This is a genomic window from Sphaerisporangium sp. NPDC004334 (assembly GCF_053602655.1).
In genome coordinates, this window is sequence record NZ_JBSGDZ010000037.1 from 27,078 (window position 1) to 50,606 (window position 23,529).

At 69.0% G+C, this 23,529-nt stretch carries 20 protein-coding genes; 5 read left to right on the plus strand and 15 right to left on the minus strand.

Translation table 11 applies throughout. The features are described 5' to 3' along the window. Positions 1–20: 20 nt before the first annotated feature. Genes bioD through ACWEN6_RS35420 form a run of 3 tightly spaced genes read right to left on the minus strand, consistent with a single transcriptional unit; the run spans position 21 to position 2,765 of the window. Positions 21–737 (minus strand): dethiobiotin synthase, encoded by a 717-nt coding sequence (gene bioD / locus ACWEN6_RS35410; RefSeq protein WP_452576391.1) that lies wholly within the window; start codon positions 735–737, stop codon positions 21–23. 10 nt (positions 738–747) lie between these two features. After that, complete coding sequence (locus tag ACWEN6_RS35415) at positions 748–1,482, minus strand: GntR family transcriptional regulator (protein ID WP_452576392.1); 735 nt, start codon at positions 1,480–1,482, stop codon at positions 748–750. Continuing rightward, entirely contained in the window at positions 1,479–2,765 is a 1,287-nt protein-coding gene (locus ACWEN6_RS35420; RefSeq protein ID WP_452576393.1) for an 8-amino-7-oxononanoate synthase, read from the minus strand. Before ACWEN6_RS35420 ends, ACWEN6_RS35415 begins: the two co-directional genes overlap by 4 nt. A 69-nt stretch (positions 2,766–2,834) precedes the next feature. Here ACWEN6_RS35420 and ACWEN6_RS35425 point away from each other — a divergent pair, with 69 nt between their 5' ends. After that, positions 2,835–4,292: a sensor histidine kinase gene (locus ACWEN6_RS35425; RefSeq protein ID WP_354852943.1), complete on the plus strand. Its 1,458-nt coding sequence runs from the start codon at positions 2,835–2,837 to the stop codon at positions 4,290–4,292. Between the two features lie 300 nt (positions 4,293–4,592). Here the strand turns inward: ACWEN6_RS35425 and ACWEN6_RS35430 are convergent, their stop codons facing one another. Together ACWEN6_RS35430 and ACWEN6_RS35435 are read right to left on the minus strand one after the other, a co-directional pair. After that, a complete protein-coding gene (locus tag ACWEN6_RS35430) occupies positions 4,593–4,847 on the minus strand; it encodes a WhiB family transcriptional regulator (protein ID WP_354852941.1) in 255 nt (84 codons plus the stop codon). A gap of 288 nt (positions 4,848–5,135) precedes the next feature. Further along, a complete protein-coding gene (locus tag ACWEN6_RS35435) occupies positions 5,136–6,110 on the minus strand; it encodes a diacylglycerol/lipid kinase family protein (protein WP_452576394.1) in 975 nt (324 codons plus the stop codon). Between the two features lie 60 nt (positions 6,111–6,170). Here ACWEN6_RS35435 and ACWEN6_RS35440 point away from each other — a divergent pair, with 60 nt between their 5' ends. After that, positions 6,171–6,548 carry a hypothetical protein gene (locus ACWEN6_RS35440; RefSeq protein WP_452576395.1) on the plus strand — a complete coding sequence of 126 codons (378 nt, stop codon included), beginning with the start codon at positions 6,171–6,173 and terminating at the stop codon, positions 6,546–6,548. 218 nt (positions 6,549–6,766) lie between these two features. Here ACWEN6_RS35440 and ACWEN6_RS35445 read toward each other — a convergent pair whose 3' ends face one another. From ACWEN6_RS35445 to sodN, 3 genes are all read right to left on the minus strand, one after another. Beyond that, a complete protein-coding gene (locus ACWEN6_RS35445) occupies positions 6,767–7,567 on the minus strand; it encodes an RNA polymerase sigma factor SigF (protein ID WP_354852937.1) in 801 nt (266 codons plus the stop codon). Beyond that, positions 7,564–8,001 carry an ATP-binding protein gene (locus ACWEN6_RS35450; protein ID WP_354852935.1) on the minus strand — a complete coding sequence of 146 codons (438 nt, stop codon included), beginning with the start codon at positions 7,999–8,001 and terminating at the stop codon, positions 7,564–7,566. Before ACWEN6_RS35450 ends, ACWEN6_RS35445 begins: the two co-directional genes overlap by 4 nt. Before the next feature lie 233 nt (positions 8,002–8,234). Further along, positions 8,235–8,636 carry a superoxide dismutase, Ni gene (gene sodN / locus ACWEN6_RS35455; protein WP_354852934.1) on the minus strand — a complete coding sequence of 134 codons (402 nt, stop codon included), beginning with the start codon at positions 8,634–8,636 and terminating at the stop codon, positions 8,235–8,237. Positions 8,637–8,718: 82 nt separating this feature from the next. Between sodN and ACWEN6_RS35460 the strand changes: the two genes are divergently transcribed. Continuing rightward, positions 8,719–9,036, plus strand: a complete 318-nt coding sequence (locus ACWEN6_RS35460) for a S24 family peptidase (RefSeq protein WP_354852932.1) — start codon at positions 8,719–8,721, stop codon at positions 9,034–9,036. Positions 9,037–9,130: 94 nt separating this feature from the next. Here the strand turns inward: ACWEN6_RS35460 and ACWEN6_RS35465 are convergent, their stop codons facing one another. Then, a complete protein-coding gene (locus tag ACWEN6_RS35465) occupies positions 9,131–9,676 on the minus strand; it encodes a CGNR zinc finger domain-containing protein (RefSeq protein ID WP_354852930.1) in 546 nt (181 codons plus the stop codon). A gap of 459 nt (positions 9,677–10,135) precedes the next feature. Between ACWEN6_RS35465 and ACWEN6_RS35470 the strand changes: the two genes are divergently transcribed. Both ACWEN6_RS35470 and ACWEN6_RS35475 read left to right on the plus strand, forming a co-directional pair. Further along, positions 10,136–11,266, plus strand: coding sequence for an NAD(P)-dependent malic enzyme (locus ACWEN6_RS35470; RefSeq protein ID WP_354852994.1), 1,131 nt, complete (start codon positions 10,136–10,138; stop codon positions 11,264–11,266). 356 nt (positions 11,267–11,622) lie between these two features. Further along, the gene (locus tag ACWEN6_RS35475) at positions 11,623–12,984 is read left to right on the plus strand and encodes a hypothetical protein (RefSeq protein ID WP_452576396.1); all 1,362 of its coding nucleotides are present in this window, start codon (positions 11,623–11,625) and stop codon (positions 12,982–12,984) included. Between the two features lie 206 nt (positions 12,985–13,190). Here ACWEN6_RS35475 and ACWEN6_RS35480 read toward each other — a convergent pair whose 3' ends face one another. From ACWEN6_RS35480 to ACWEN6_RS35505, 6 genes are all read right to left on the minus strand, one after another. Then, the gene (locus ACWEN6_RS35480) at positions 13,191–14,267 is read right to left on the minus strand and encodes a trypsin-like serine peptidase (protein ID WP_354852927.1); all 1,077 of its coding nucleotides are present in this window, start codon (positions 14,265–14,267) and stop codon (positions 13,191–13,193) included. Positions 14,268–14,537: 270 nt separating this feature from the next. Beyond that, entirely contained in the window at positions 14,538–15,617 is a 1,080-nt protein-coding gene (locus ACWEN6_RS35485) for a trypsin-like serine peptidase (protein ID WP_452576397.1), read from the minus strand. Between the two features lie 424 nt (positions 15,618–16,041). Continuing rightward, positions 16,042–17,580, minus strand: coding sequence for a trypsin-like serine peptidase (locus tag ACWEN6_RS35490; RefSeq protein ID WP_452576398.1), 1,539 nt, complete (start codon positions 17,578–17,580; stop codon positions 16,042–16,044). Positions 17,581–18,268: 688 nt separating this feature from the next. Then, on the minus strand, positions 18,269–19,840 hold the full coding sequence (locus ACWEN6_RS35495) for a trypsin-like serine peptidase (RefSeq protein ID WP_452576399.1): 1,572 nt from the start codon (positions 19,838–19,840) through the stop codon (positions 18,269–18,271). Between the two features lie 689 nt (positions 19,841–20,529). After that, positions 20,530–21,711: a trypsin-like serine peptidase gene (locus ACWEN6_RS35500; protein ID WP_452576400.1), complete on the minus strand. Its 1,182-nt coding sequence runs from the start codon at positions 21,709–21,711 to the stop codon at positions 20,530–20,532. Between the two features lie 233 nt (positions 21,712–21,944). Next, positions 21,945–23,453 (minus strand): trypsin-like serine peptidase, encoded by a 1,509-nt coding sequence (locus tag ACWEN6_RS35505; protein ID WP_354852918.1) that lies wholly within the window; start codon positions 23,451–23,453, stop codon positions 21,945–21,947. Positions 23,454–23,529 lie beyond the last annotated feature (76 nt).

Sequence of the window (23,529 nt, forward strand, 5' to 3'; positions counted from 1 at the left end):
CTGCTCCCTCGTCGGTTGCGTCACAGACTAAGGGTTGCCCGGAACCTGGAAGGATCGAAACCCCCGCCGAGGAGGGGGCCGAGCCCGTCGTGGGCCACACCGGCGAAGTCCGCGCGGCCGAGCGCGCCCGCTCCCTCGGGCAGCGCCCCGGCGAGCGGCCGCGCGGCCAGCGTCTCCAGGTCGGTGACGTTGCTCCGTTCGGCCAGGCCGGGGTCGCGGGGCCAGGAGCCGATCACCACGCCCGCGAGGTCGATGCCCCGGCCGGCGAGCGCCTCCAGGGTGAGCGCGGTGTGGTTGAGCGTGCCGAGCCCGGCCCTGGCCACCAGCAGCACGGGGGCGTGCACGAGGCGGGCGAGGTCGGCGATCGTGGCGCCGTCCTCGTCGAAGCGCACCAGCAGGCCGCCCGCTCCCTCGACGACCACGAGGCGGTGGGTGCTCGCCAGGTCGGCGACGCGCTCGGCGACGGCGGGGAGCGAGACGGGCGGCAGGCCGGAGGCCCGGGCCGCGGCGGCGGGGGACAGCGGGTGCGGGAAGCGGCCGAACTCGAAGGTCGTGGTGACCCCGCTCAGCCGGATGACCTCGTCCAGGTCGCCCGCCTCGCCGGCCGCCACGCCGGTCTGCGCGGGCTTCACCACGGCCACCGACGCCTGGCGGGCGAGCGCCAGGGCGGTGACGGCGGCGGTCACCACGGTCTTGCCCACACCGGTGTCGGTGCCGGTGACCACCAGGATGCTCACCGGCCCAACCTTAGAGCTCCTGCCGGGGCGGCCTGTGCAGGCGCGTGACGAACTTGTACCGGTCGCCGCGGTACAACGACTGGGCCCACTCGACCGGGTGGCCCTCGGCGTCGAAGGCGTGCCGGGTGAGCAGCAGCATGGGCAGGCCCACGTCCACCCCGAGCACCTGCGCGTCGTACGGGGTCGCCAGCACGGTCTCTATGGTCTCTTCGGCGTCGGTGAGCTGGACGTTGTAGGCGTTGTGCAGCGTCTCGTACAGCGAGGAGTGCATCTCGAGCTCGCGCCGCAGCCGGGAGAAGCGGCGGGCGGACAGGTGGGTGGTGTCGATCGACATCGGCTCGCCGTTGGCCAGGCGCAGCCGGTGGATGCGCAGCACGCGCCCGCCGGGGTTGATGCACAGCCGCCGGGCCAGCGTCTCGTCGGCCGTGACGTAGTTGATGTCGAGGATCTTGGTGTCCGGCTCCAGGCCGACCGCGCGCAGATCTCCGGTGTAGGAGGTGAGCTGCAGCACCTGGGCGACCTTCGGCTTGGCGACGAAGGTGCCCTTCCCTTGGATGCGCAGAAGCCGTCCCTCGACGACCAGCTCGGTGAGCGCCTGCCGGACGGTGGTGCGGGAGGTCTCGAAGCGCACGGCGAGAGCGCGCTCGGGCGGCAGCGCCGCGCCCGCGGGCAGAGACTTGGTGAGTTCCAGCAAGTTCCGTTTGACGTCGTAGTACTTGGGAATTCGGGGAGAGTCTTCCGTCACACGTTCACCTTCATCTCGGCCACGGCGGTGAGCGCGCGTCCGATCACCGCTAGATCATCCGAACCCAGATTGGCCCGAGCGGTCAATCTCAGACAAGACAGACCTGGTGGCACCGAGGGCGGGCGGAAGCACCCGGCGCGCACCCCGTGCTCGGCGAACACCGCGGCGGCGCCGAGCGCGGCCTCCGGCGGGCCGAGCACGACCGGTACGACGGCGGCGGCGGGGGTCGTGGCGGGGAGACCACGGTCCTCCGCCGCGCGGGCCAGCAGCGACGCATGCCGCCGGGCCTGTCCTGGCAGGTCAGGATGGTCGCTCACGATATCAAGCGCGGCGAGTGCGGCCGCGGCGGACGAGGGGGCGAGGCCGGTGTCGAAGATGAACGCCCGTCCCGCGTCGACCAGCGTGTCCACCACTTCGGGGGCCGCCAGCACGGCCCCTCCTTGGGAGCCGAGCGCCTTGGACAGTGTGACGGTTATCACGACCGACGGATGACCCGCGAGCCCGGCCGCGTGCACCGCCCCCTGCCCCCGCTCGCCGACGACGCCGAGCGAGTGGGCCTCGTCCACCAGCAGCAGCGCGCCGTGCCGGACGGCCACCTCGTGCAACTCGCGCAGCGGCGCGAGGTCGCCCTCGACGGAGAAGACCGCGTCGGTGACGACCAGGGCGTGCTCCTCGGCGCGGTCGGCGAGGGCCTTGTCCACCGCGTCGACGTCCTTGTGCGGGGTGACCGCCACGCGCGCCCGGGACAGGCGGCACCCGTCGATGAGGGAGGCGTGGTTGCCCGCGTCGCTCACCACCAGCCCGCCGGCGCCGAGCGTCGCCACCGCGGCGAGGTTGGCCAGGTAGCCGGAGGAGAACACCAGGGCGCGGGCGGCGCCGGTGAACCCGCGCAGGCGGTCCTCCAGATCGGCGTGCAGCGTCGTCGTCCCGGTGACCAGCCGGGACCCGGTGGAGCCGGTGCCCCACGCGCGGGCCGCGCGCACGGCGGCCTCGACCAGCCGTTCGTCACGGGACAGGCCCAGGTAGTCGTTGGAGGCCAGGTCGAGCAGGCCGTCGTGGTCGGGCGTGCGCGGGCGCAGGACCCGCCCCAGCCCGGCGGCCCGGCGGGCCTCGGAGGCGGCGCGCAACCGCGCCAGAGGATCGGGCGGCGTCGTCTCACCTGGGTGACCCGCGCCGTCGGCCACGGCGTCCACGACCCTGCCGGCGACCCTGCCGACGACATTGCCGGCGACCATGTCCATCGGGCGCTCCACGGGGTGTGCGAGCACTTCTGTGTGCTCCATTAAGGGAATCTTCCCAGTGTGGACTCCCGCGATTCGCCTTGAGGTGGGGTTAGCACGCATGATGCACAGGTGCCGACTCTGAGCGAACTGGTGGCGCGCCACACCACCTGCGATCCCGCCGATCTGGAGTGGATGCACTCGCTGGTCTCCGACTGGCAGCTCCTCGCCGACCTGTCCTTCGCCGACCTCATCCTGTGGATTCCCTCGCGGGAGGGTTCGGCGTGGGTGGCGGTCGCGCAGATGCGCCCGACGACCGGCCCGACCGTGTACCACGACGACGTGGTGGGCTCCATCGTGGCGGTCGGCGAGCGTCCGCTGATCGACACGGCGTGGCGCGAGCACCGCATCTGCCGCGAGGGCGACCCCGACTGGTCCAGCGGGGTGCCCGTTCGCGAGGAGACCATCCCGGTGCGGCGCGACGACCACTTCGTGGCGGTCATCCAGCGCTCGACCAACCTGTCGTCGGCGCGCACGCCCTCGCGGCTAGAGCTCACCTACCTGCAGAGCGCCTCCGACCTGGCGCAGATGGTCTCCGAGGGGCGTTTCCCCTTCCCCGACGAGGGGCCCATCCTGGTGCGCTCCCCGAGGGTCGGGGACGGCCTGCTGCGGCTCGACCGGGCGGGCCGGGTGACCTACGCCTCGCCGAACGCGCTGTCGGCCTACCGGCGCCTGGGGCTGCACGCCGACCTGGTGGGCACCGAGCTGGGCAAGACCACCGCCACGCTCTGCTACTCCGGCGAGCCGATCAACGAAGACCTGATGCTGGTCGCCAGCGGGCGCACGCCGCGGGAGACCGAGGTGGAGGCCGGCGCCATCGTGGTGCAGCTGCGGGCCATCCCGCTGATCGTGGGCGGCGGCCGCATCGGGGCCCTGGTGCTGGTCAGGGACGTCACCGAGCTGCGCCGCCGCGACCGCGAGCTGCTCACCAAGGACGCGACGATCCGCGAGATCCACCACCGGGTGAAGAACAACCTGCAGACGGTGGCCGCGCTGCTGCGGTTGCAGGCGCGGCGGCTGCGCGTTCCGGAGGGCCGCGAGGCGCTCGAGGAGGCCGTGCGGCGGGTCGGGTCGATCGCGATCGTGCACGAGACGTTGTCGCACACGCCCGAGGAGATCGTCGACTTCGACGATATCGCCGACCGCGTCATCGCCATGACCGGGGACGTCTCGGAGGCCAGCGTGGCCGTCCGCCGGGTGGGGTGCTTCGGCATGCTGCCGGCGATGATCGCCACTCCGGTGGCGATGGTGCTGACCGAGCTGCTGCAGAACGCCGTCCAGCACGGCTTCGCCTACGGCAGCGGCACGGTCAAGATTATCGTGTCGCGCACCGAGGAGCGGCTGGACGTGATCGTCGCCGACGACGGCCAGGGGCTTCCCGAGGGGTTCGACCTGGAGGCCTCGACCAGCCTCGGCCTGCAGATCGTCCGCACGCTGGTCGTCGGCGAGCTGTCGGGCCGCCTGGCGGTCCGGCCGGGGAAGGAAGGGGGCACCGAGGTCTCGGTGACCATCCCGGTGCAGCCGGCGTAGCGGCCGGCGTTCTCACCTGGACGGGGAGGGCTCCTGCGTGAGCGGCCGGGTGCCATCGCCCCGACATGCCGTCGTCCTTCGGGCGCTGCGCGGGCGTCCTGCGCGGAACGGGCTCCATGAACTGCTACGCCCGGCCATCGCGCGTGGCGATGCCGGGCGTTCCTGGTCCTTGCGCCGGGTCCGCGCGTGGCGACGCCGGCGTGTCCTGTTCAGTCCGCCGCGACACTGGGGCGGCCCGGAAGGCGAGGATGGGGGATGCGAATGCGTGGGACGGGCGGAGCTCAGGGGGTGCGTGGCGGTTCAGACGCCCGCACGGGCGCGGGCGCGAGCGGTACGGCGCTTCACGGCGCGACGCTCGTCCTCGCTGAGGCCGCCCCACACGCCGGCGTCCTGGCCGGACTCGATGGCCCACTTCAGGCACGGGTCGCTGACCGGGCAGCTGCGGCACACCTGCTTGGCCTCTTCGATCTGCATGAGTGCCGGGCCGGTGTTGCCGATCGGGAAGAACAGCTCGGGGTCCACGTCACGGCAGGCAGCGCGGTGGCGCCAGTCCATGCGTTCCACTCCTTCGTAGGTGGAGCCTCGCGGCTCCGTCCGGAGACTGACGGATGTTTGTGAAGAGTTTCACTAACCAGGGCGAACTTTTGCCCGGACCAGAGGATGGGGGCCGGGAAGCTCGTGTCAGGGCGTGAAACGTCGAGGACACGGTGGATCCTCAAACGTCCTACGTTCCGACGTCACGACGAGCTTTTCAGGCATGCCCAGGTCACGCAAGAGGTTTGGGAGAACGTTTTGCACGTCATGGATGTCGGATGCATCACACTATGACGGGCTTGTACCAAATCAGACCAAAACTTGTAACGCCGCTGGAACCGACCGGAAGGTCACCCGCTCGCGCTCGCCGAGATAGTCGCCGTCGAGCTGGAAGGCCGTGGGACGCCGCGCGACCAGCGTGAACTCCTCCTCGTCGTGCAACTGCACCAGGTTGCGGCCGCGAGGAAGGCCGACCGGCTCGGCGATGATCTGGCGGGTCAGCCCGAACATGGTGACGATGCCCATCTTGCGCAGGCCCAGCAGATCGAGGCCCGTGTCGAAGCCCGCCCACGGCGTCGGGTTGATCGGCCGGCCGCCGACGTAGGTCCACGGGGAGGTGTTGGAGACGATCGCCAGGAACAGCCCCTCGACGGCCGGTTGGCGCGGGCGCTCCAGCCGCAGCGCGGGGCGGTGGCGGTCGGTGATGAGGTAGTGCCGCAAGGTCGTGTTGACGTAGCGGCTCGGGGACGCCTTGTACCCCGCGCCGCGCAGGCCCTCGACCGCGCGGATCACCTCGGCGTCGTACCCGAGGCCGGCGCAGAAGGTGAAGTACCGCCGGTCGTGCCCGGGCCCGCCCGCGGGCTCGGCCCCGTCGCCCAGCGCGCCGTCCTCCCAGACCGCGAGGCCGAGGCCCAGTGTGCGGCGGCGGCCCTCGCGGATGGCCTCCAGCACCGCGCCGGTCGCCTCCACCGGATCGTTCGGCAGCCCGAGCGAGCGGGCGAACACGTTGGCGCTGCCGCCGGGGAGCACGATCAGCGCCGGGGACGGATGCTCGCCGCCCATCATGCCGTTGACCGCCTCGTTGATGGTGCCGTCGCCGCCCAGGACGGCGACGACGTCGAACCCCTTCTCGCGCGCGGTCGCGGCGAGCGCCGTGGCGTGCCCGCGATGGCGCGTCTCCTCCACCGTCAGCTCGATCGCGGCGCCGAGCGCGCGGACCAGGACGTCCGTCGTGCGCCGGTTGGCCGAGGTCGCCGCGGGGTTGATCAGGAGGAGTGCGCGCATGCCGCCCAGCGTATCCACCGGCGGGGGACCCGCGACCTGGGTCAAGTAGGGTGACGCGATATGTCGAACCGTCCGGTGACCCTCACCGTCGCCGCCATCGTCCTGGCCGTCGAGGGGGCCGCGGCCGTCCTGCTCGGCGGTTACGTCGGCATCGAGACCATCATCGGCGCCCCGGCCGACGTGAGCAGCTCGATCTTCGTCGCCGCCTTCGGGGTCGTGGCCGGCGCCGCGCTGCTGTGGGTGGCCAGGGGCGCGCTCAAGGCCGCGCGGTGGAGCCGCGCACCGGGCGTGGTCACGCAGATCTTCGCCCTGCCGGTGGCCGTCTCGCTCGTGCAGTCGGGGCAGGGGGTCATCGGCGTGCCGCTCGGCCTGGCCGCGCTGGCAGGGCTGGCCGCGCTGCTGGCGCCCGCCACGACCCGCGCCATGATCGAGCGGTGACCGGACGGTGACCGGACGGTACCGCTCGTGCCGCCATCCGGACCTTGTTCGGCACGCAGACCGGCCGCGACGCGCCGTCCCGGCGAGCATGACCCCGCGCGGCCTCGGCCCGGTCTTCGACGGCGAAGGCCTCGCGCGGTCTCGGCTGAGTCCTGAGCGGTGAGGCCCTCGCGCGCGTCGGCTCGGTCTTCGGCGGTGCGGCCCTCGCAGGTCTCGGCTCAGTCTTCGGCGGTGAGGCCCTCGCGCAACTGGGCGAGGGTGCGGGCGAGCAGGCGTGAGACGTGCATCTGCGAGATGCCGAGCTCGGTGGCGATCTGCGACTGGGTCATGTTGCCGAAGAAACGCAGCAGCAGGATGCGCTTCTCGCGGGGCGGGAGGCGTTCGAGCAGCGGCTTGAGCGACTCGCGGTACTCGACGCCCTCAAGGGACTCATCGACGATGCCGAGCGAGTCGGACACCGCCGGCGCGTCGTCGTCGCCGGAGTCGGGGGCGTCCAGCGAGACCGTGGAGTAGGCGTTGGCCGACTCAAGGCCCTCCAGGACCTCCTCCTCCGACATCTGCAGATGGGCGGCGAGCTCAGCGACGGTCGGGGCGCGGCCCTGGCGCTGGGACAGCTCGCTGATGGCCTTGGTCAGCGAGAGCTTGAGCTCCTGCAGGCGGCGCGGCACCCGCACCGCCCAGCCCTTGTCGCGGAAGTGGCGCTTGATCTCGCCGACGATCGTCGGCGTGGCATAGGTGGAGAACTCGACGCCGCGCTCCAGGTCGAAGCGGTCGATCGACTTGATCAGACCGATGGTGGCGACCTGCGTGAGGTCGTCCAGCCACTCGCCCCGGTTGCGGAAGCGCCGGGCGAGGTATTCGACCAGGGGGAGGTGGAGCTCGACGAGCTCGTCGCGGATGCGCTGGCGGCGCGGATCGTCAGGGGACAGCTCGGCCAGCTCGCCGAACAGCCCGCGAGCCCGCACCCTGTCGGGGACGGTGCTGTCACTGCCGGCCACGGCGCGGGTCCTCTCGGTCACGGCAGCCTCGCAGACCCTCGGCGCTTGTGCAGGACGATCGCCATGCGATCAGGGGTGTCGGTCTCGGCGTCCACGTCGTCGGCGAGCGCGGTGAGCACCATCCACGCGAAGTCGTCACGCTTGGGCTCGGCCTGGCCGACCGTGCTGACCTCGACCCGGACGATCATCTCCTGGCCGGTCAACTCGAACTCGGCGATCAGGTCGGTGCCGGGCACGGCGTGGCCCAGCAGCATGGCGCACGCCTCGTCGACCGCGATACGAAGATCTTCGATCTCGTCCAGCGTGAAATCGAGCCGTGCCGCCAGCCCGGCGGTGGCCGTACGGAGCACGGACAGATAGGCGCTGGCGGCGGGCAGGCGCACGCTCACAGCGTCACGGATCCCCGAGAGGCCACCGGGGATGTCGTCCGCACGCGTCGCTGTCTCGTCGGTCACGTTCCTCCTCGCACAGAGCTGCTGATTAGCAACTTACCGCCCCGTGCCCCATGGTGCAGGACTGGGACGCGCCGATAGTCGTGATCTTGTGGAAATGCGGCCGCTCCGCCTGACGTCCCGCTGGCCATTCCTTGGCACACCGGTGCCCTGACCGGGGTTTACCTGGCAGGAAAGACCTCTGGCCTCGCGCGCGAAGACCGCCGCGCGAGGCCAGAGAACGGGTAGTGCAAGGCTCAGGCGGCCTTGGTCTCCCAGAAGATCTTCGAAATCTCGTCGATCTTCCCGAGCAGGTCGTCGGCCTTGCTCACGTCCACCGTGCCCTTGGCCCCGGCCGCGCCCGCGAGCTTGGTCGCGTCCCAGAACAGCTGGTGGAGCTGGGGGTACTGCTCGAGGTGCGGTGGCTTGAAGTAGTCGGTCCACAGCACCCACAGGTGGTGCTTGACCAGTTCGGCCCGCTCCTCCTTGATCACCAGAGCCCGCGCACGGAACACGGGGTCGTCGTTGTCGGCGTACTTCTGCATGATCGCCTTGACGGAGTCCGCCTCGATGCGAGCCTGCGCGGGGTCGTAGACACCGCAGGGGAGGTCGCAGTGCGCGGAGGCGACATGGCCGGGCCGCAGCAGTCGTGCGAGCATCGGTTTCCTTCCTTGATGCTGATAACAGACAGCACTATCCGGTTCCCAACTTACTCGCCTTGATTCGCGGAGGCGGAGGGGGATGTGGTTCATGAGGGTCCGCGTCGAAGGGGAGTCGATGCTGCCCGTCCTGCGGCCGGGAGACTGGCTCGTCGTCCGCCGGGACGCGCCGGTCAGACCCGGCGACCTCGTCGTCGCCCGGCTCCCCGCGGACCCGTCACGCATGATCGTCAAGCGCGCGGCGTGGCGGGAGGGCGACGGGTGGTGGCTCGAGAGCGACAACCAGCGCGCGCCCGGCCGCAAGGACAGCTGGGACTTCGGCGCCGTGCCCCCTGCGCTGCTGGTCGGCCGGGTCGTGCTGCGCTATTGGCCGCTGCGTGGCGGCCCGCGCCCCCGGTGACCTGACGGGCGCCTCGGGCGGGGCCGTCGTGAGCGGGCCGGTGAGCAGGACGCCCGTACAGGCGGAGCGGGCCGGGCGGCGGGGTCAGGCGGGGTCAGGCCGGGTGGCCGCTGAGGTGGCGGCGGCGGGCGCGGTAGGCGGCCACGTTGGCCCGGGTGGCGCAGCGCTCGGAGCAGTAGCGGCGCGACCGGTTGGAGGAGGTGTCGAGGTAGACCCGCCGGCACGGCGCCGCGCCGCAGGCGCCGAGCCGGTCGACGCCGAGGTCGGTGACCAGGGTGGTGAGCCCCATGACCGCTCCCGCGGCGTACTCGTCGGACGGGCGCCCGGCATCGGTGAGGTGGAGGTGCCAGCGCTGCCCGTCGTGGCGGGAGATCTGCGGGCGCACCGGGTGGCGCACGAGCAGGGCGTTCAGCCGGCCGACGGCGCCGTCCTCGTCGTGGCGCGCGGCCGCCGCGAACACCGCGGTCAGCTCGCGGCGCAGCTCGCGAAGCACCTCGAGGTCGGCGCGGGTGAGCCGGGCGGCCTGCTCCTCCCGTCCGGCCTCGGTGAGGAGGCGGGCCGCCCCTTCGAGGGTGTCGAGCGCGGTGTCGTCACTGTTGACCAGCAGTACCGCCAGCTCGGCGTAGGAGGTCAGGTCCACGTCGCCTCCGCGGCGGTAAGAGTCGGTTCGGCATATCGAGTATTACACGTTCCCCGGTGGGGTGCCCCTGGATGTCCCTACGGGTGGGGGCTCGGCGGCTGTCGGGTACGGCCGGGGGAATCACGGCGGGAACGTCCGGGTATGAGTCCGAGGCAGGGGGAGAAGTAGTCATATGTCCGGTTTGAAGCGTCTGGTGGTGCGGCGCGATCCACGGAACCGTGGTCTCGCGGGCATCGGCAGGCGTCTCGACATGTGGCACAATCAAGCAACGGGTGACCCCCGTACCCCCTCCAAGGACGACCGTCAACGACGACGGCCGCCGGGCGGCTACAGAAGCCTGGGCCTCGTTCGCCTGCGGCCGTCTACCGAAGGAATCCGTCCTTAGACACAGGGGTCGCTGTGGCAGTCACGCCGTTCTCCGCTTCTCTCGAAACACTCGATCTCGATCCCGCGTTCGCGATGCACCGCGGCGGCAAGCTCGAGGTCCGCTCCACCATCCCGGTCCGCGACGCCGACGACCTGTCGCTCGCCTACACCCCGGGCGTCGCCAGGGTCTGCACCGCCATCGCCGACCAGCCCGAACTCGTCTCCGAGTACACCTGGGTGTCCAACCTCGTCGCCGTCGTCTCCGACGGCACCGCCGTCCTCGGCCTCGGCGACATCGGCCCGGCCGCGGCCATGCCCGTCATGGAGGGCAAGGCGCTGCTGTTCAAAGAGTTCGGCAACGTGGACGCCGTGCCGATCTGCCTCGACTGCACCGACGTGGACGCCCTGGTCGAGACCGTGGTCCGTCTCGCGCCCTCCTTCGGCGGCGTCAACCTGGAGGACATCAGCGCCCCCCGCTGCTTCGAGGTCGAGAACCGGCTGCGCGGGCTGCTCGACATCCCCGTCTTCCACGACGACCAGCACGGCACCGCCATCGTGGTGCTGGCCGCCCTGCGCAACGCCGCCCGCCTGACCGGGCGCTCCCTGGGCGACCTGCGCGCCGTCGTCGCCGGGGCGGGCGCGTCGGGCGTGGCCGTCACGCGCATCCTGCTGAACGCCGGCATCGGCGACATCGCCGTCTCCGACTCCAAGGGCATGATCTACCAGGGCCGCGAAGGGCTGAACCCCTACAAGGAGGCCCTGGCCAGGGACACCAACCGCGGCGGCCACACCGGTTCCACCGAGGAGGCCCTGGCCGGCGCCGACGTCTTCATCGGCCTGTCCGGCTCCACGCTCTCCGAGCACGCCGTCGCCGCCATGGCCCGCGACTCCATCGTCTTCGCCCTGTCCAACCCGACGCCCGAGGTGCTCCCCGACGTGGCCCGCAGGCACGCCCGGGTGGTCGCCACCGGCAGGTCCGACTTCCCCAACCAGATCAACAACGTGCTGGCCTTCCCCGGGGTGTTCCGCGGCGCCCTCGACGTCCGCGCCACCACCATCACCGAGAACATGAAGGTCGCCGCCGCCGACGCCCTCGCGGCCGTCGTCGGGGACGACCTGTCGGAGGACTACGTCATCCCCAGCCCCTTCGACCAGCGCGTCGCCCCCGCCGTGACCGCGGCCGTCGCCGACCAGGCCCGGCTCGACGGCGTCGCCCGCACGTAACCCTCGGCCGGCTCGCGTGCCCGTGCCGGGACGCGCGGCTCGCCACTCAGGTCGCTCCAGCGCCATGCGGCGCCGTCCAGAGGGCGCCGGGACCCCGCGGGGGCCCGGCGCCCTCGTGCTTTCCGTACGGAGACCGCGTACCGACCATCCCCGGTGAAATGACGCCCCTTCGTCATGACCCGGCGCTCCTGCGGTCAAGTCTTGGGAATTCCCACACCGGGTCACGCATCGTGCTATAACAAAAACCCTCCGTTACCCGCCGGACGACGGCGTGCACGAAGGGCGCACGCTCGCACCAGAGTTCACGGCGGAGTGCCGACAACCGATCCGCCGTAGACCTCCCTGGGGAAAGAGCGATGCGACGCGAGCCCAACCTACTTCTTCGGCACCTCATCGCCGAGGCCGGCTTCTCCCACAAGGGGCTGGCCCGCAGGCTCAACGACCTCGGAGCCGCGCGGGGCCTGATCGGCCTGCGGTACGACCACAGCTCGGTGTCGCGCTGGATCGACGGCCAGCAGCCGCGCGACCCGGCGCCCGCGCTGCTCGCCGAGATCTTCGCTCTGCGGCTCGGCCGGCCCGTCACCTCGGAGGACCTCGGTATGGCGGGGGGAGCCACGCCCCTCGACCTCGGACTGGAATTCCCACACACGTGGCAGGAGGGTGTCGAGACCGTGACAGCACTATGGAGGGCGGACCTGCAACGGCGCAGGTTCCTGCTCGACTCCGCCTTCGCCGTCGGAGCGGGCTCGTCGGGGGCCCTGCGATGGCTCACCTCCCCCGCCGAGGACAGGCCCCGCGCCTCCGGGGTCCGCAAGGTCGGCGCCCACGACATCGCCGCCATCCGCGAGGTCACCCGGTCGTTCGGCGAACTGGACAACCGCTTCGGCGGCGGCCGGGTGCGCCCGGCGGTCGTCCGCTACCTCGACTCGGCCGTCGCCCCCCTGCTCAAGGACGGCGTCTACGGCGAGGCCACCGGCAGGGCGCTGGCGTCGGCGGCGGCCGAGGTCACCCGCTTGGCCGGGTGGATGGCCTACGACCTGGAGCAGCACGGGCTCGCCCAGCGTCACCTCATCCAGGCGCTCAGCCTGGCGCGCGGCGCCGGCGACCACGGCTTCGGCGGCGAGATCCTCGCCGGCATGGCACACCAGGCCATATATATAGGCCGCCCCCGGCACGCTCTCGACCTGGCGCGGGCCGCCCAGGTGTCGGCGCGGCGGGCCGAGGTCCCCTCCCTGCTGGCCGAGGCGTACGTGCTGGAGGCGCACGCGCACGCCCGGCTCACCGACGGCGTGGCGTGCGCCATGGCCCTGCACGAGGCCGACCTGGCCTTCGACCGCCGCCGCCCGGAGGAGGAGCCCGAGTGGATCCGCTACTTCGACGAGGCCTACCTCGCGGCCAAGTACGCCCACTGCTTCCGCGACCTCGGTGACGGGCCGCAGGCCGTGCGGTACGCGCGCCGCTCCCTCGACATGGACGGTCGCTACGTCCGGGGGCGCATGTTCAACCTGTCGCTGCTGGCCTCGGCGCACGCCCTGTGCGGGGACGCCGAGCAGGCCTGCCACGTGGGCGGCGACGCGCTCGACCTCGCCGGCGGCCTGCAGTCGGTCCGCACGAGGTCCTATGTCGCCGACCTGCGCCGCCGGCTGGAGCCGCTGAGCAGGGAGCCGGCGGTGGCCATGCTGGTCCGGCGCAGCCGCGAGCTGGCTCCCGCGGCCTGACGGCCGGCACAGGGGCATCCTCGTCCGCGGCGGTCGTGCGGCCGGGACGGGGGGTGATGCAGGCCCGCGGCGGTCGTGGCCGTGGAGGGGGTGGTGCGCCCTGAAACGAGCCGGCCCGGCCCCAGGAGTCCGGGGCCGGGCCGATCGTGGCGGAGATCTCAGCCCCACAGGTGAGGCCGGGCCGTCCGCCGGTGGAGCGTGGGTGGTCAGCGGATGGAGCCGGACCACAGGTTGGCGGCCTTGCGGTAGACCGCGTAGGTCTCGCTGTCGAAGTACGGCGAAGTGCTGAAGTCGTACCGGCCGTTGCCGTCGGAGTCGCCGATGAGGCTGGTGACGCCGTTGACGTAGCCGAGCCGCTTGGTGCTGCTGTACTTGGTGATCCACGGGCCGCCCGCGGAGCCGGCGGTCATGGAGCACTTCAGCGCGACCTGCGCCTCGGCCTTGTAGGCGGCGCTGACGCCCGCCGGCTTGGTGGCGCCGTAGCACCACTTCGGCGTGACCCCGGTGAAGGGCCGGTCGCCGTCGGGGTGCGGGCCGGCGGGGTAGCCGAACGCGTAGACCGACTGGCCGATCTTCTGGTTCCAGGCGAAGCCCTGGCCGCCGACGTTGTCACCGAGGCGGCCGACGTCCTTCCAGCTACCCGGCTGGACGCCGTTGTAGACCGTGACGAAGGCGTAGTCGCTGTCGTAGTCCTCGTAGTTGGCGAAGTCGAAGTGCGTGTAGGCCGACTTGCCGACGTAGATGCCGTAGGGCGTCTTGCCCTGGTAGTACGCCGGGATGAACACCCAGTGGTCCAGGGTGTCGCGGTTGGCGTCGGTGTCGTAGACGCAGTGACCGGCGGTGGCGACGAGGTTGTGGTACTTCGACTGGATCGAGGACGCCGAGCACCAGAAGGGCTTGCCGTGGACCCGGAAGAACACCTTGCCGATGGTGCGCGGCAGGTTGATGTTCTTCACCTTGGTCGGGGTCACCTTCTCCTGGCCGATCGGCGGCACGACGCCGGTCTTGCCGTCGGGAGCGGCGTCGCTCCCGCCGAACTTGACCTTGCCGCTGATGGAGGAGTCGTTGGAGTAGCGGGTGGCGGCCTTGAGCTGCCTGCCGCCGTTCGCGCTCCAGAACTTCGCGGTGGCGCTCGCCTTGCCCTTGCTGGAGGCGAGGGAGACGTTCGTCGGCTGGGGCTTGGCCGTGGCCCCGGCGGACGAGGTGAGGGCGGCGCCGATCATGCCGGTGGCGGTGACGGCGGCGCCCAGGGGGAGGATGAGGTGGCGTGCTCGGATACTCATATAGCTCCTCTTGTTCTGACATGGAAACATCACTTATGTCCCATGCGTCCCAAAGGGGATGACTTGAGCCTATGTCATTTCTTTACACGCACCGTATGAACCGTCCGGGTATCCGGACATAAAGGTCTTGAATGGGATATTAGGTGAGTAAAACCTCACTGGATGGTGAGGTTGAAATGACGAAGGGCCCGGCTTTCGCCAGGCCCTTCCGCACGCCGCGCTCAGCGGTCACCGCACCTCAGGTGCCGTCCCGCCCTGCCGGCGGGATGCTCACTTGCCGATCTTGCCGGACCACAGGTTGGAGGCGGCGCTGTAGATCGAGTAGGTCTCGCTGTCGAAGTACGGCGAGGTGGCGAAGTCGAACCGGCCGTTGGCGTCGGTGTCGCCGACCAGGCTGGTCACGCCGTTGATGTAGCCGACGCGCGCCGTGCTGCTGTACTGGGTGATCCAGGGGCCGCCGGAGGCGCCGGCCGTCATGGAGCACTTCAGCGCGATCTGCGCCTCGGCCTTGAAGCCGGGGACGGTGCCGGCGGCGGAGGTCTTGCCGTAGCAGTACTTCGGCGTGAAGCCGGTGTAGGGCCGGTCGCCGTCGGGGTGCGGGCCGGCGGGGTAGCCGAACGCGTACACCGTCTGGCCGATCTTCTGGTTCCAGGCGAAGCCCTGGCCGCCGACGTTGTCGCCCAGGCGGCCGACGTCCTTCCACGTGCGGGGCTCGACACCGTTGTACACGGTGACGAAGGCGTAGTCGCTGTCGAAGTCCTCGTAGTTGGCGAAGTCGAAGTGCGTGTAGGCAGACTTGCCGACGTAGATGCCGAACGGCGCCTTGCCCTGGTAGAAGGCCGGGATGAACACCCAGTGGTCCAGAGTGTCGCGGTTGGCGTCGGTGTCGTAGACACAGTGACCCGCGGTCGCCACCAGGTTGCGGTACTTGCCCTGGATGGAGGAGGCGGAGCACCAGTAGACCTGGCGGCCCAGGCGGAAGAACACCTTGCCGATGGTGCGCGGCAGGTTGACGTTCTTGGCGTGGGTCGGGGTGACCTTCTCCTGGCCGATCGGCGGCACGACACCGGTCTTGCCGTCGGGAGCGGCGTCGCCGCCGCCCATGCGGACGCGGCCCTTGACGGCGGCGTCCTCGGTGAACTTGGTGGCGGCCTTGAGGGCCTTGCCGCCGCTGGCCGTCCAGAACTTGACGGTGTCCAGGGCGGCGGCCTTGGTGGTGGCCAGGGCGTCGGAGGCCGGCGCCGCGGCGGCGGAGGCGGAGGCCCCCGCGGTGAGGGATGCCGCGATCATGCCGGCGGCGACGGCGGCGCCGCCGAGAGGGAGCACGATTCGCTTGACTCGGGTGTTCAATGAGACTCCTTGTTCTGCCGCAGGACCTGACTCCTGCCTCAGTGACCCCAAAAGGGACAGTCTGAACCTATCGGTCTGATCATGAAATAAGGCCGTAAAAATCAACGGAGCGGTCGGCTCCTCACCGCCCGGAGCGACGCACGTACACGCCCCCGACGCGGCCGACGATCACGCAACCACAGGTGGAAACGGTCCAAAGGCTCAGTGCGCGAGCGGCCCTGTTGGAGTACACGCGACGCGAAATGTGACGCGAATCACTCTGAGATCGACCCGGGCGGGAGCTTTGATGGCACGTCCGGAATTGGGGCGCGAGTCAGAGCCGAGTATGGCTCGGAAAAGCGCGCCGAAATGGCCGCAGGGCCCGGCACGAATGCCGAGCCCTGCGGTTTACAGCCGGGGACTGCCGTTCTTACTACTGAGAACGTCAGGCCTTGGTGATGACGTCGCCGTCCTTGGCCACGATCGAGCCGGACCAGAGGTTGGCGGCGGCCTTGTAGATCGAGTAGGTCTCGGTGTCGAAGTACGGCGAGGTGCTGAAGTCGATACGGCCGTTGGTGTCGGCGTCGCCGATGAGGCTGGTGACACCGTTGATGTAGCCGAGACGCTTCGTGCTGCTGTACTTCAGGAGCCACGGAGCACCGGAGGAGCCGGCGGTCATGGAGCACTTGAGACCGATCTGGGCCTCGGCCTTGAACGCGGCGGCGGCCTTGGCGGCGAAGGTCTTGCCGTAGCACCACTTCGGCGTGACACCGGTGAACGGCTTGTCACCGTCGGGGTGCGCAGCCGCGGGGTAGCCGAAGACGTAGACCGGCTGGCCGACCTTCTGGTTCCAGGTGAAGCCCTGGCCACCGACGTTGTCGCCCAGGCGACCCGCGTCCTTGTAGTACTCGATGAAGAAGACGGTCTTGTAGTACTTGACCGTGGAGGTCTTCTCCACCGCGTACGCCAGGTAGTAGTGCGTGATCGTGTACGCCGAGTCCACGATCTTCTTGTACCCGGGGCCGGTGTACTTGTTGTAGTACTCCTCGTCGACGATCTCGGTCTTCGTCAGCTCAGGAGCCTGGTGGAAGTTCTGGGTCGCCGGAACCTTGGAGGCGGCGTCGAACTCGTCCTTGGTGACTTCCTTGGTCGCGGTCACCGCGTCCTTGGTGCCCCAGGGGACGATCTTCTCGGTACCAGAGGTCTTCGCCCAAGCGTCGGCGCTCTCGCCGCCCTTCTCGTCGACCTTCTTCTTGTACTCCTCGGCCGTGATCTCGACGTCCTTGGCGTACTTGTAGCCCTGCCAGTCGTCGTAGGTCTCCTTGGTGACCTGCTTCTCGCCGGCGTAGGTGATGCCGTTGTAGACGGTCACGAAAGCGTAGTCGCTGTCGTAGTCCTCGTAGACGGCGAAGTCGTAGTGCGTGTAGGCGGCCTTACCGACGTAGATGCCCCACGGGGTCTTGCCCTGGTAGTAGCCGGGGATGAAGACCCAGTTGTCCAGAGCGCCGTTCTGCACACCCTCGTCGAACACGCAGTGCCCGGCGGTGGCGACCAGGTTGTGGTACTTGGACTGCACCGAGGACGCGGAGCACCAGTACTCCTTGTCACCGACCGTGAAGAACACCTTGCCGATGGTCTTGGGCAGGTTGACGTTCTTGACCTTGGTCGGGGTGACCTTCTCCTGGCCGATCGGCGCGATCACGCCGGCCTTGCCGTCAGGCTTGGCGTCGCCGCCACCGAGCTTGACCTTGCCCGAGACCTGCTGGTCGCCGGTGAACTGCGCGGCGGCCTTGAGGTTGGCGCCGCCGTTCGCCTTCCAGAAGTTCGCGATCTTCTGGGCGCTGCCGGAGGAGGCCAGGGCGGCCGACTTCCGGACCGGGGCGGTCGCGGCGTTGGCGGAGGTGACCAGGGTGGCGCCGATCATGCTGGTGGCGGCGATGGCGCCACCCAGCGGGAGGGCGAGACGCTTCACACGGCTGTTCAAGGGGAACTCCTTGGGCTGTCGTGGAACGCTTTCTGCGTCCCATGCGTCAGTAAAGGGATAGCCATGAAGATAGCGAGTAGATCTTGTGCTGTGGGGACGATTCGAGGGGAATTTTGACCTTCGCCCGGGCGTGACCTTTTCGTAACCCCGGGGGTAGTCCGACCATCCCTGTCAGAGGGGTGCAAGATCGGGGCTTACTCGCAGATCAGAGCACTCGTGCGCCGACTGTGTCTTTTGTGGTCGAAGTCGTGCACTCTCCCCGGGTCGGCGGTCAGTGTGACGCAGATCACATGGAACCGAGGGAGCCAAATCGGGGTCCGGGTACGTCTAAGCCGCCCCCTCCGGGTCAGGCTGGCGCCCACAGAAGCCCTCCAAGCGCGCCTCAGGGCATCAGTCAGGGTCCGTTGCAGCCTGTCCAGGCTCCGGTGAACGCCGCATGCGAGGCGCCGCGCGAGACGCGGCGACCGCTCGGATCGACGGAAACGGTTCGCGTCACGCCGACGGCAGCTGCGCCGTGCTGAGAGAAGACAGGACGAGGCGGAGGGAAGGCCGGACGGCGCCGGCGGCACCATCGCGCGGGGAGAAGAGCCGTACGACGTCGCGGGAGAACAGTCGTACAACGCGAAGCGGGGCCCGGCACGAATGCCGGGCCCCGCTAAGGACTGCTGTGCTCTAGCTGGCTAGAACGTCAGGCCTTGGTGGCGATGTCGCCGTCCTTGGTGACGATCGAGCCGGACCAGAGGTTGGCGGCCGACTTGTAGATCGAGTAGGTCTCGGTGTCGAAGTACGGCGAGGTCGCGAAGTCGATGCGGCCGTTCACGTCAGCGTCGCCGATGAGGCTGGTGACACCGTTGATGTAGCCGAGGCGCTTCGTGCTGCTGTACTTGAGGATCCAGGGGCCACCGGAGGAGCCGGCGGTCATGGAGCACTTGAGACCGATCTGGGCCTCGGCCTTGAACTTGGCCGACGCAGCGGCGGCGAAGGTCTTGCCGTAGCACCACTTCGGCGTGACACCGGTGAACGGCTTGTCACCGTCGGGGTGCGCAGCCGCGGGGTAACCGAAGGCGTAGACCGGCTGGCCGACCTTCTGGTTCCAGGTGAAGCCCTGGCCACCCACGTTGTCGCCCAGGCGACCCGCGTCCTTGTAGTACTCGATGAAGAAGACCGTCTTGTAGTACTTGACCGCGCCCGGGGAGACGATGGCCTTGTACTCGACGAAGTAGTGCTCGATGGTGTAGGCGCCGTCGACGATCTTCTTGTAGCCGGGACCGGTGTAGGCGTCGTACGCCTCCTTGGTCACGATGTCGGCCTTCACCTGGGGGAAGCTCTTCCACTTCGCCTGGTTGAAGTTGAAGTTGCCGTTCTTCGTGGCGTCGTACTGGTCCTTCGTGACTTCCTTGGTGTAGATCTTGACCACACCGTCCTTGGAGTTACCCAGCGGGGTGCTCCAGGGAACGACCTTCTCGGAAGCCGGGTCGGCCTTGGCCCAAGCGTCGGCGCTCTCGCCGCCCTTCTCGTCCACGATCTTCTTGTACTCGGCCGCCGTGATCTCGACGTCCTTGGCGTACTTGTAGCCCTGCCAGCCGTCGTAGGTCTCCTTGGTGACCTGCTTCTCGCCGGCGTAGGTGATGCCGTTGTAGACGGTCACGAAAGCGTAGTCGCTGTCGTAGTCCTCGTAGACGGCGAAGTCGTAGTGCGTGTAGGCGGCCTTACCGACGTAGATGCCCCACGGGGTCTTGCCCTGGTAGTAGCCGGGGATGAAGACCCAGTTGTCCAGAGCGCCGTTCTGCACACCCTCGTCGAACACGCAGTGCCCGGCGGTGGCGACCAGGTTGTGGTACTTGGACTGCACCGAGGACGCGGAGCACCAGTACTCCTTGTCACCGACCGTGAAGAACACCTTGCCGATGGTCTTGGGCAGGTTGACGTTCTTGACCTTGGTCGGGGTGACCTTCTCCTGGCCGATGGGGGCCACAACGCCGGCCTTGCCGTCGGGCTTGGCGTCGCCGCCACCCAGCTTGATCTTCTGGTTGGTCTGCTCGGCGCCGGTGAACTGCGCGGCGGCCTTCAGGTTGGCGCCGCCGTTGGCCTTCCAGAAGTTGGCGATCTTCTGGGCGCTGGTGGCGGAGGCCAGGCTCACGGTCTTCTTGGCCGGCGCGGTGGCCGCGTTGGCGGAGGTGACCAGGGTGGCGCCGATCATGCTGGTGGCGGCGAGAGCGCCACCGAGCGGGAGGGCGAGACGCTTGACTCGGGTATTCAAGGGAACTCCTTGGGCTGGCGTGGAACGCTTCCTGCGCCCCATGCGTCAGTAAAGGGATAGCCATGAAGATACAGAGAAGATCTTGGGCGCGGTAACCGGAATCGTGACGATTTTGGGGCTTCGTCCTACGTGATCTTTCTGTGATCGACGGACGAGCCGACTCGCGCTGTCAAGATTTTTGCTCGGCCTCCATGTTTGCCCAGATCAGGGCATGTATGTGACCATTGGTACCGCTGTGACAGCGGTCAACCGCGGCTTGACCCGATATGAGGGTGTGTGACGCAGATCACACGGAACCAGGGGAGCCGATCGGGCGGGTGGCTACGTCTAAGGGGCCGACGATCCGGACAAAACTGGCAAAAGACCCATAGCTTCACCCGGATCACACTCTGGAACGGACCAAGCCCCGGAACATTCGTTCCGGGGCTTCGGCAGATACGGGAAATTTCCTCCAGGCGCCTCCAGTGACCGTCGGCCTGAGGGACCCGTGGCCATTCGACGCGTCAAAGCGGAGGGATCCCGTAAGCACAGGGGCGACATGCGGGGAGCAGAAGCGCTCGCGATCTCCGGAACCGGCCGTCACCGGGGCGCGAACGCCGGACGGTCATGCCGATCGAAGGACGGCGAGCTCGGCCGGCCGGGGCTTCGTGACACGTGCGGACCCGGCAACCGGAAAGGGAGCGCCAGGCTCAGGCGGTCTTCTGCCGGGAGGCGTAGGAGTACACCAGGTAGGTCGCCTTGTCGAAGTACGGCGAGGACACGCCGTCGTACCGGCCGTCGCCGTCGAGGTCCCACGTCAGGCTGTTGACGCCGTTCAGGTACCCGATGCGCCGGAGCTGGCTGTACTTGATCACCCAGGGGCCGCCGCTGGCGCCGGCCGTGAACGCGCAACCCCGGAACATCACGCCGCCGTTCAGCTCCCACTTCGGAGAGGAGATCTTCTTGGTGGCGCGGGTGAGGCAGGACTCCATGGTCCGACCGTCGAAGGGACGGGTGCCGTTGGGGTGCGGGCCGGCCGGGTAGCCGAAGGCGTACGCGGCGACGGTGTACCCCTTGTTCCAGGCGAAGCCCTGACCGCCGACGCTCTTCTCCAGCACCCCGGTGCCGACGCGCTTGTACATCGGCAGGCCCTTGGCGTCCTTCTTCTGGATGCCGCTCGCGTCGTAGTCCGGGTCCCACTTGTAGCCCCGGTGGACGGTGACGAACGCGTAGTCGAAGTCGAAGTCGCCCGTGGCGGAGTAGGTGTCGTTCAGGTACAGCGTGTGGCCGACGTAGATGCCGTAGGGGGTCTTGCCGTCGGCGTAGGACGGGATGAAGATCCAGTACTCGACCGGCTTGCCGTTCTTGACGTCGTACGCGCAGTGCCCTGCGGTGGCGACGACGTTGCCGTACTTCGAGTGCACGGACGAGGCCGAGCACCAGTACTCGGTGGTGCCGTTGCGGAAGAACACCTTGCCCACCGTCGGCGGCAGGTTCACGTTGCGCGAGTTGACGGTCTTGGACGCGGCCTTCGGTGGGACGACGCCGGACACCGTCGTGGTCGTCGCGGGGGCCGTGGCCGTCCTGCCCGCCTGGGCGGCGGCCGTGCTCACCGCGGCGGCCTTACCAGGCGCCTTCGCGGCGGCGGCCCGGCTGGGGGCGGCGGTCGCGGAGGGGGCGGGGGTCGACCCGGGGTTGGCCGCCGATGTCTGCGGCGCGTAGCTGCTGGCGCGCTTCAACCGGTCGGGGGTCCACCAGTCGACGACCTTCTGGGTGTCGGCGTCGTTCTGCGCCAGGGGAACGGAGGTGATGCCGGCGGGCGCGGAGCGGGCGTTCGCCAGCGCTCCGGCCGATCCCGGGCCCGCGGAAAGGATCACACTCGCGGCAGCCATAGCGCCGCAGAATGTGAGCGCGAACCGCTTCGCTCGGGCGGGCATTTCGTACCTTCCAGGGGTCAGACGTCGGCAGACAACAGTGAAGGGCGATTTTTCCAGATCATTTGCCGGGTGGCACGGTACTTGGCCGACCTGGGTTCACTTCGTTATGGGGAAGGGCGGGGGTCGTAGGACTGCCCCGATAGGGGGCCGGGCATGCGCCCGGGCCCCCTACGGTGCCGTGGAGACCGTCAGCTCGTCGTAAGCTTGCCGGTCCACTGGCTGGCGGCGGCCTTGTAGACGCCGTAGGTGTCGCTGTTGAAGTACGGCGTGGTGATGTGGTCGTACCGGCCGTTGCCGTCGGTGTCGAGAGTCAGGCTCACGACGCCGTTGAGGTAGCCGGTGCGGTTGGCGTTCTTGTACACGATCAGGAACGGGCCGCCGGTGGCGCCGGGAGTGAAGGCGCACTTGATGGCGAGCTGCTCCTCGGCCTTGTACTTGGACACGGCCGGGGCGGCCGCGGTCTGGCCGTAGCACCACTTCATGGTCTCGCCGGTGTAGGCCTTGTTGCCGTCGAGGTGCGAAGCGGTCGGGTAGCCGAAGCTGAACTGCTTGGCCTTCGTGCTGCGGTTCCAGGTGAAGCCCTGGCCGCCGACGTTGTCGCCGAGGCGACCCGCGTCCACGAAGGTCTTGATGGTGAACACGGTCTTGTAGTACTTGACCGAGGTCGCCTTCTTCACCCAGTACTTCACGAAGTAGTGGGTGATGGTGTAGGCCGAGTCCACCATCTTCTTGTAGCCGGGGCCCTTGTAGTTGTTGTAGGTGACCTCGTCCACGAACTCCGTCGCGGTCTTGGCCGGGGCCTTGGCGAAGTTCTGCTTGGAGTTGGCCGCGGGGGCCTTGTCGTACTCGTCCTTGGTGACTTCCTTCAGGACCTTCTGGCCGCCGGCGGTGCCCCAGGGGAGGACGGTCTCCGAGCCGGTCGACTTGGACCAGGCGTCGGCGGTCTCGCCGCCCTTCTCGTCGACCTTCTTCTGGTACTCGTCCTTGGTGATCTCGACGTCCTTGGCCCACTTCGGACCCTTGTACGCGTCGAAGGTCGCCTTGTCGACGGTCTTCTCGCCGGTCTGCTTGATGCCGTTGTAGACGTTGACGAAGGCGTAGTCGTAGTCGTAGTCCTCGTACACAGTGAAGTCACTGTGGAGGTTGACCTTCCCGCCGACGTAGATGCCCCACGGCGCCTTGCCCTGGTAGTAACCGGGGATGAAGACGAAGTTGTCGACGTACTTGTTCGCGTCCGTGTCGTACACGCAGTGCCCGGCCGTCGCGACCAGGTTGTGGTACTTCGACTGAACGGAGGTGCCGGAGCACCAGTACGGCTTGCCGTCGACCTGGAAGAACACCTTGCCGACGTTGGTCGGCAGGTTGACGTTCTTCGACGTGCCGGCGGTCTTGTCGCCGTCACCGGTCGGGGCGATGGAGCCGGCCTTGCCGTCGGCGGAGGCCTTGCTCGTGCTCGCCTTCAGCTTCGCCGACAGCGAGGAGTCCTCGTTGTAGTGCGTCGCCGCCTTGAGCTTGCTGGGGGTCCAGGCGCCCGCGATGGCCTTCGCGTCGGTCCCGTTGTTGGCCAGCTTGCCGGACTTCACCGGGGTCGGCTTCGTCTCGGCGCCGGCGGAGGTGGTGAGGGTCGCACCGATCAAGCCGGTGGCGATGAGGGCGCCACCGAGAGGGAGGATCAGGTGCCTTGCTCGGGTGTTCATTGAGCTCCTTCTATGTCATGGGTTGCCCGGGAAGGACCCATGCGTACGTAAAGAGACTCGACGACCGTACTCCGCC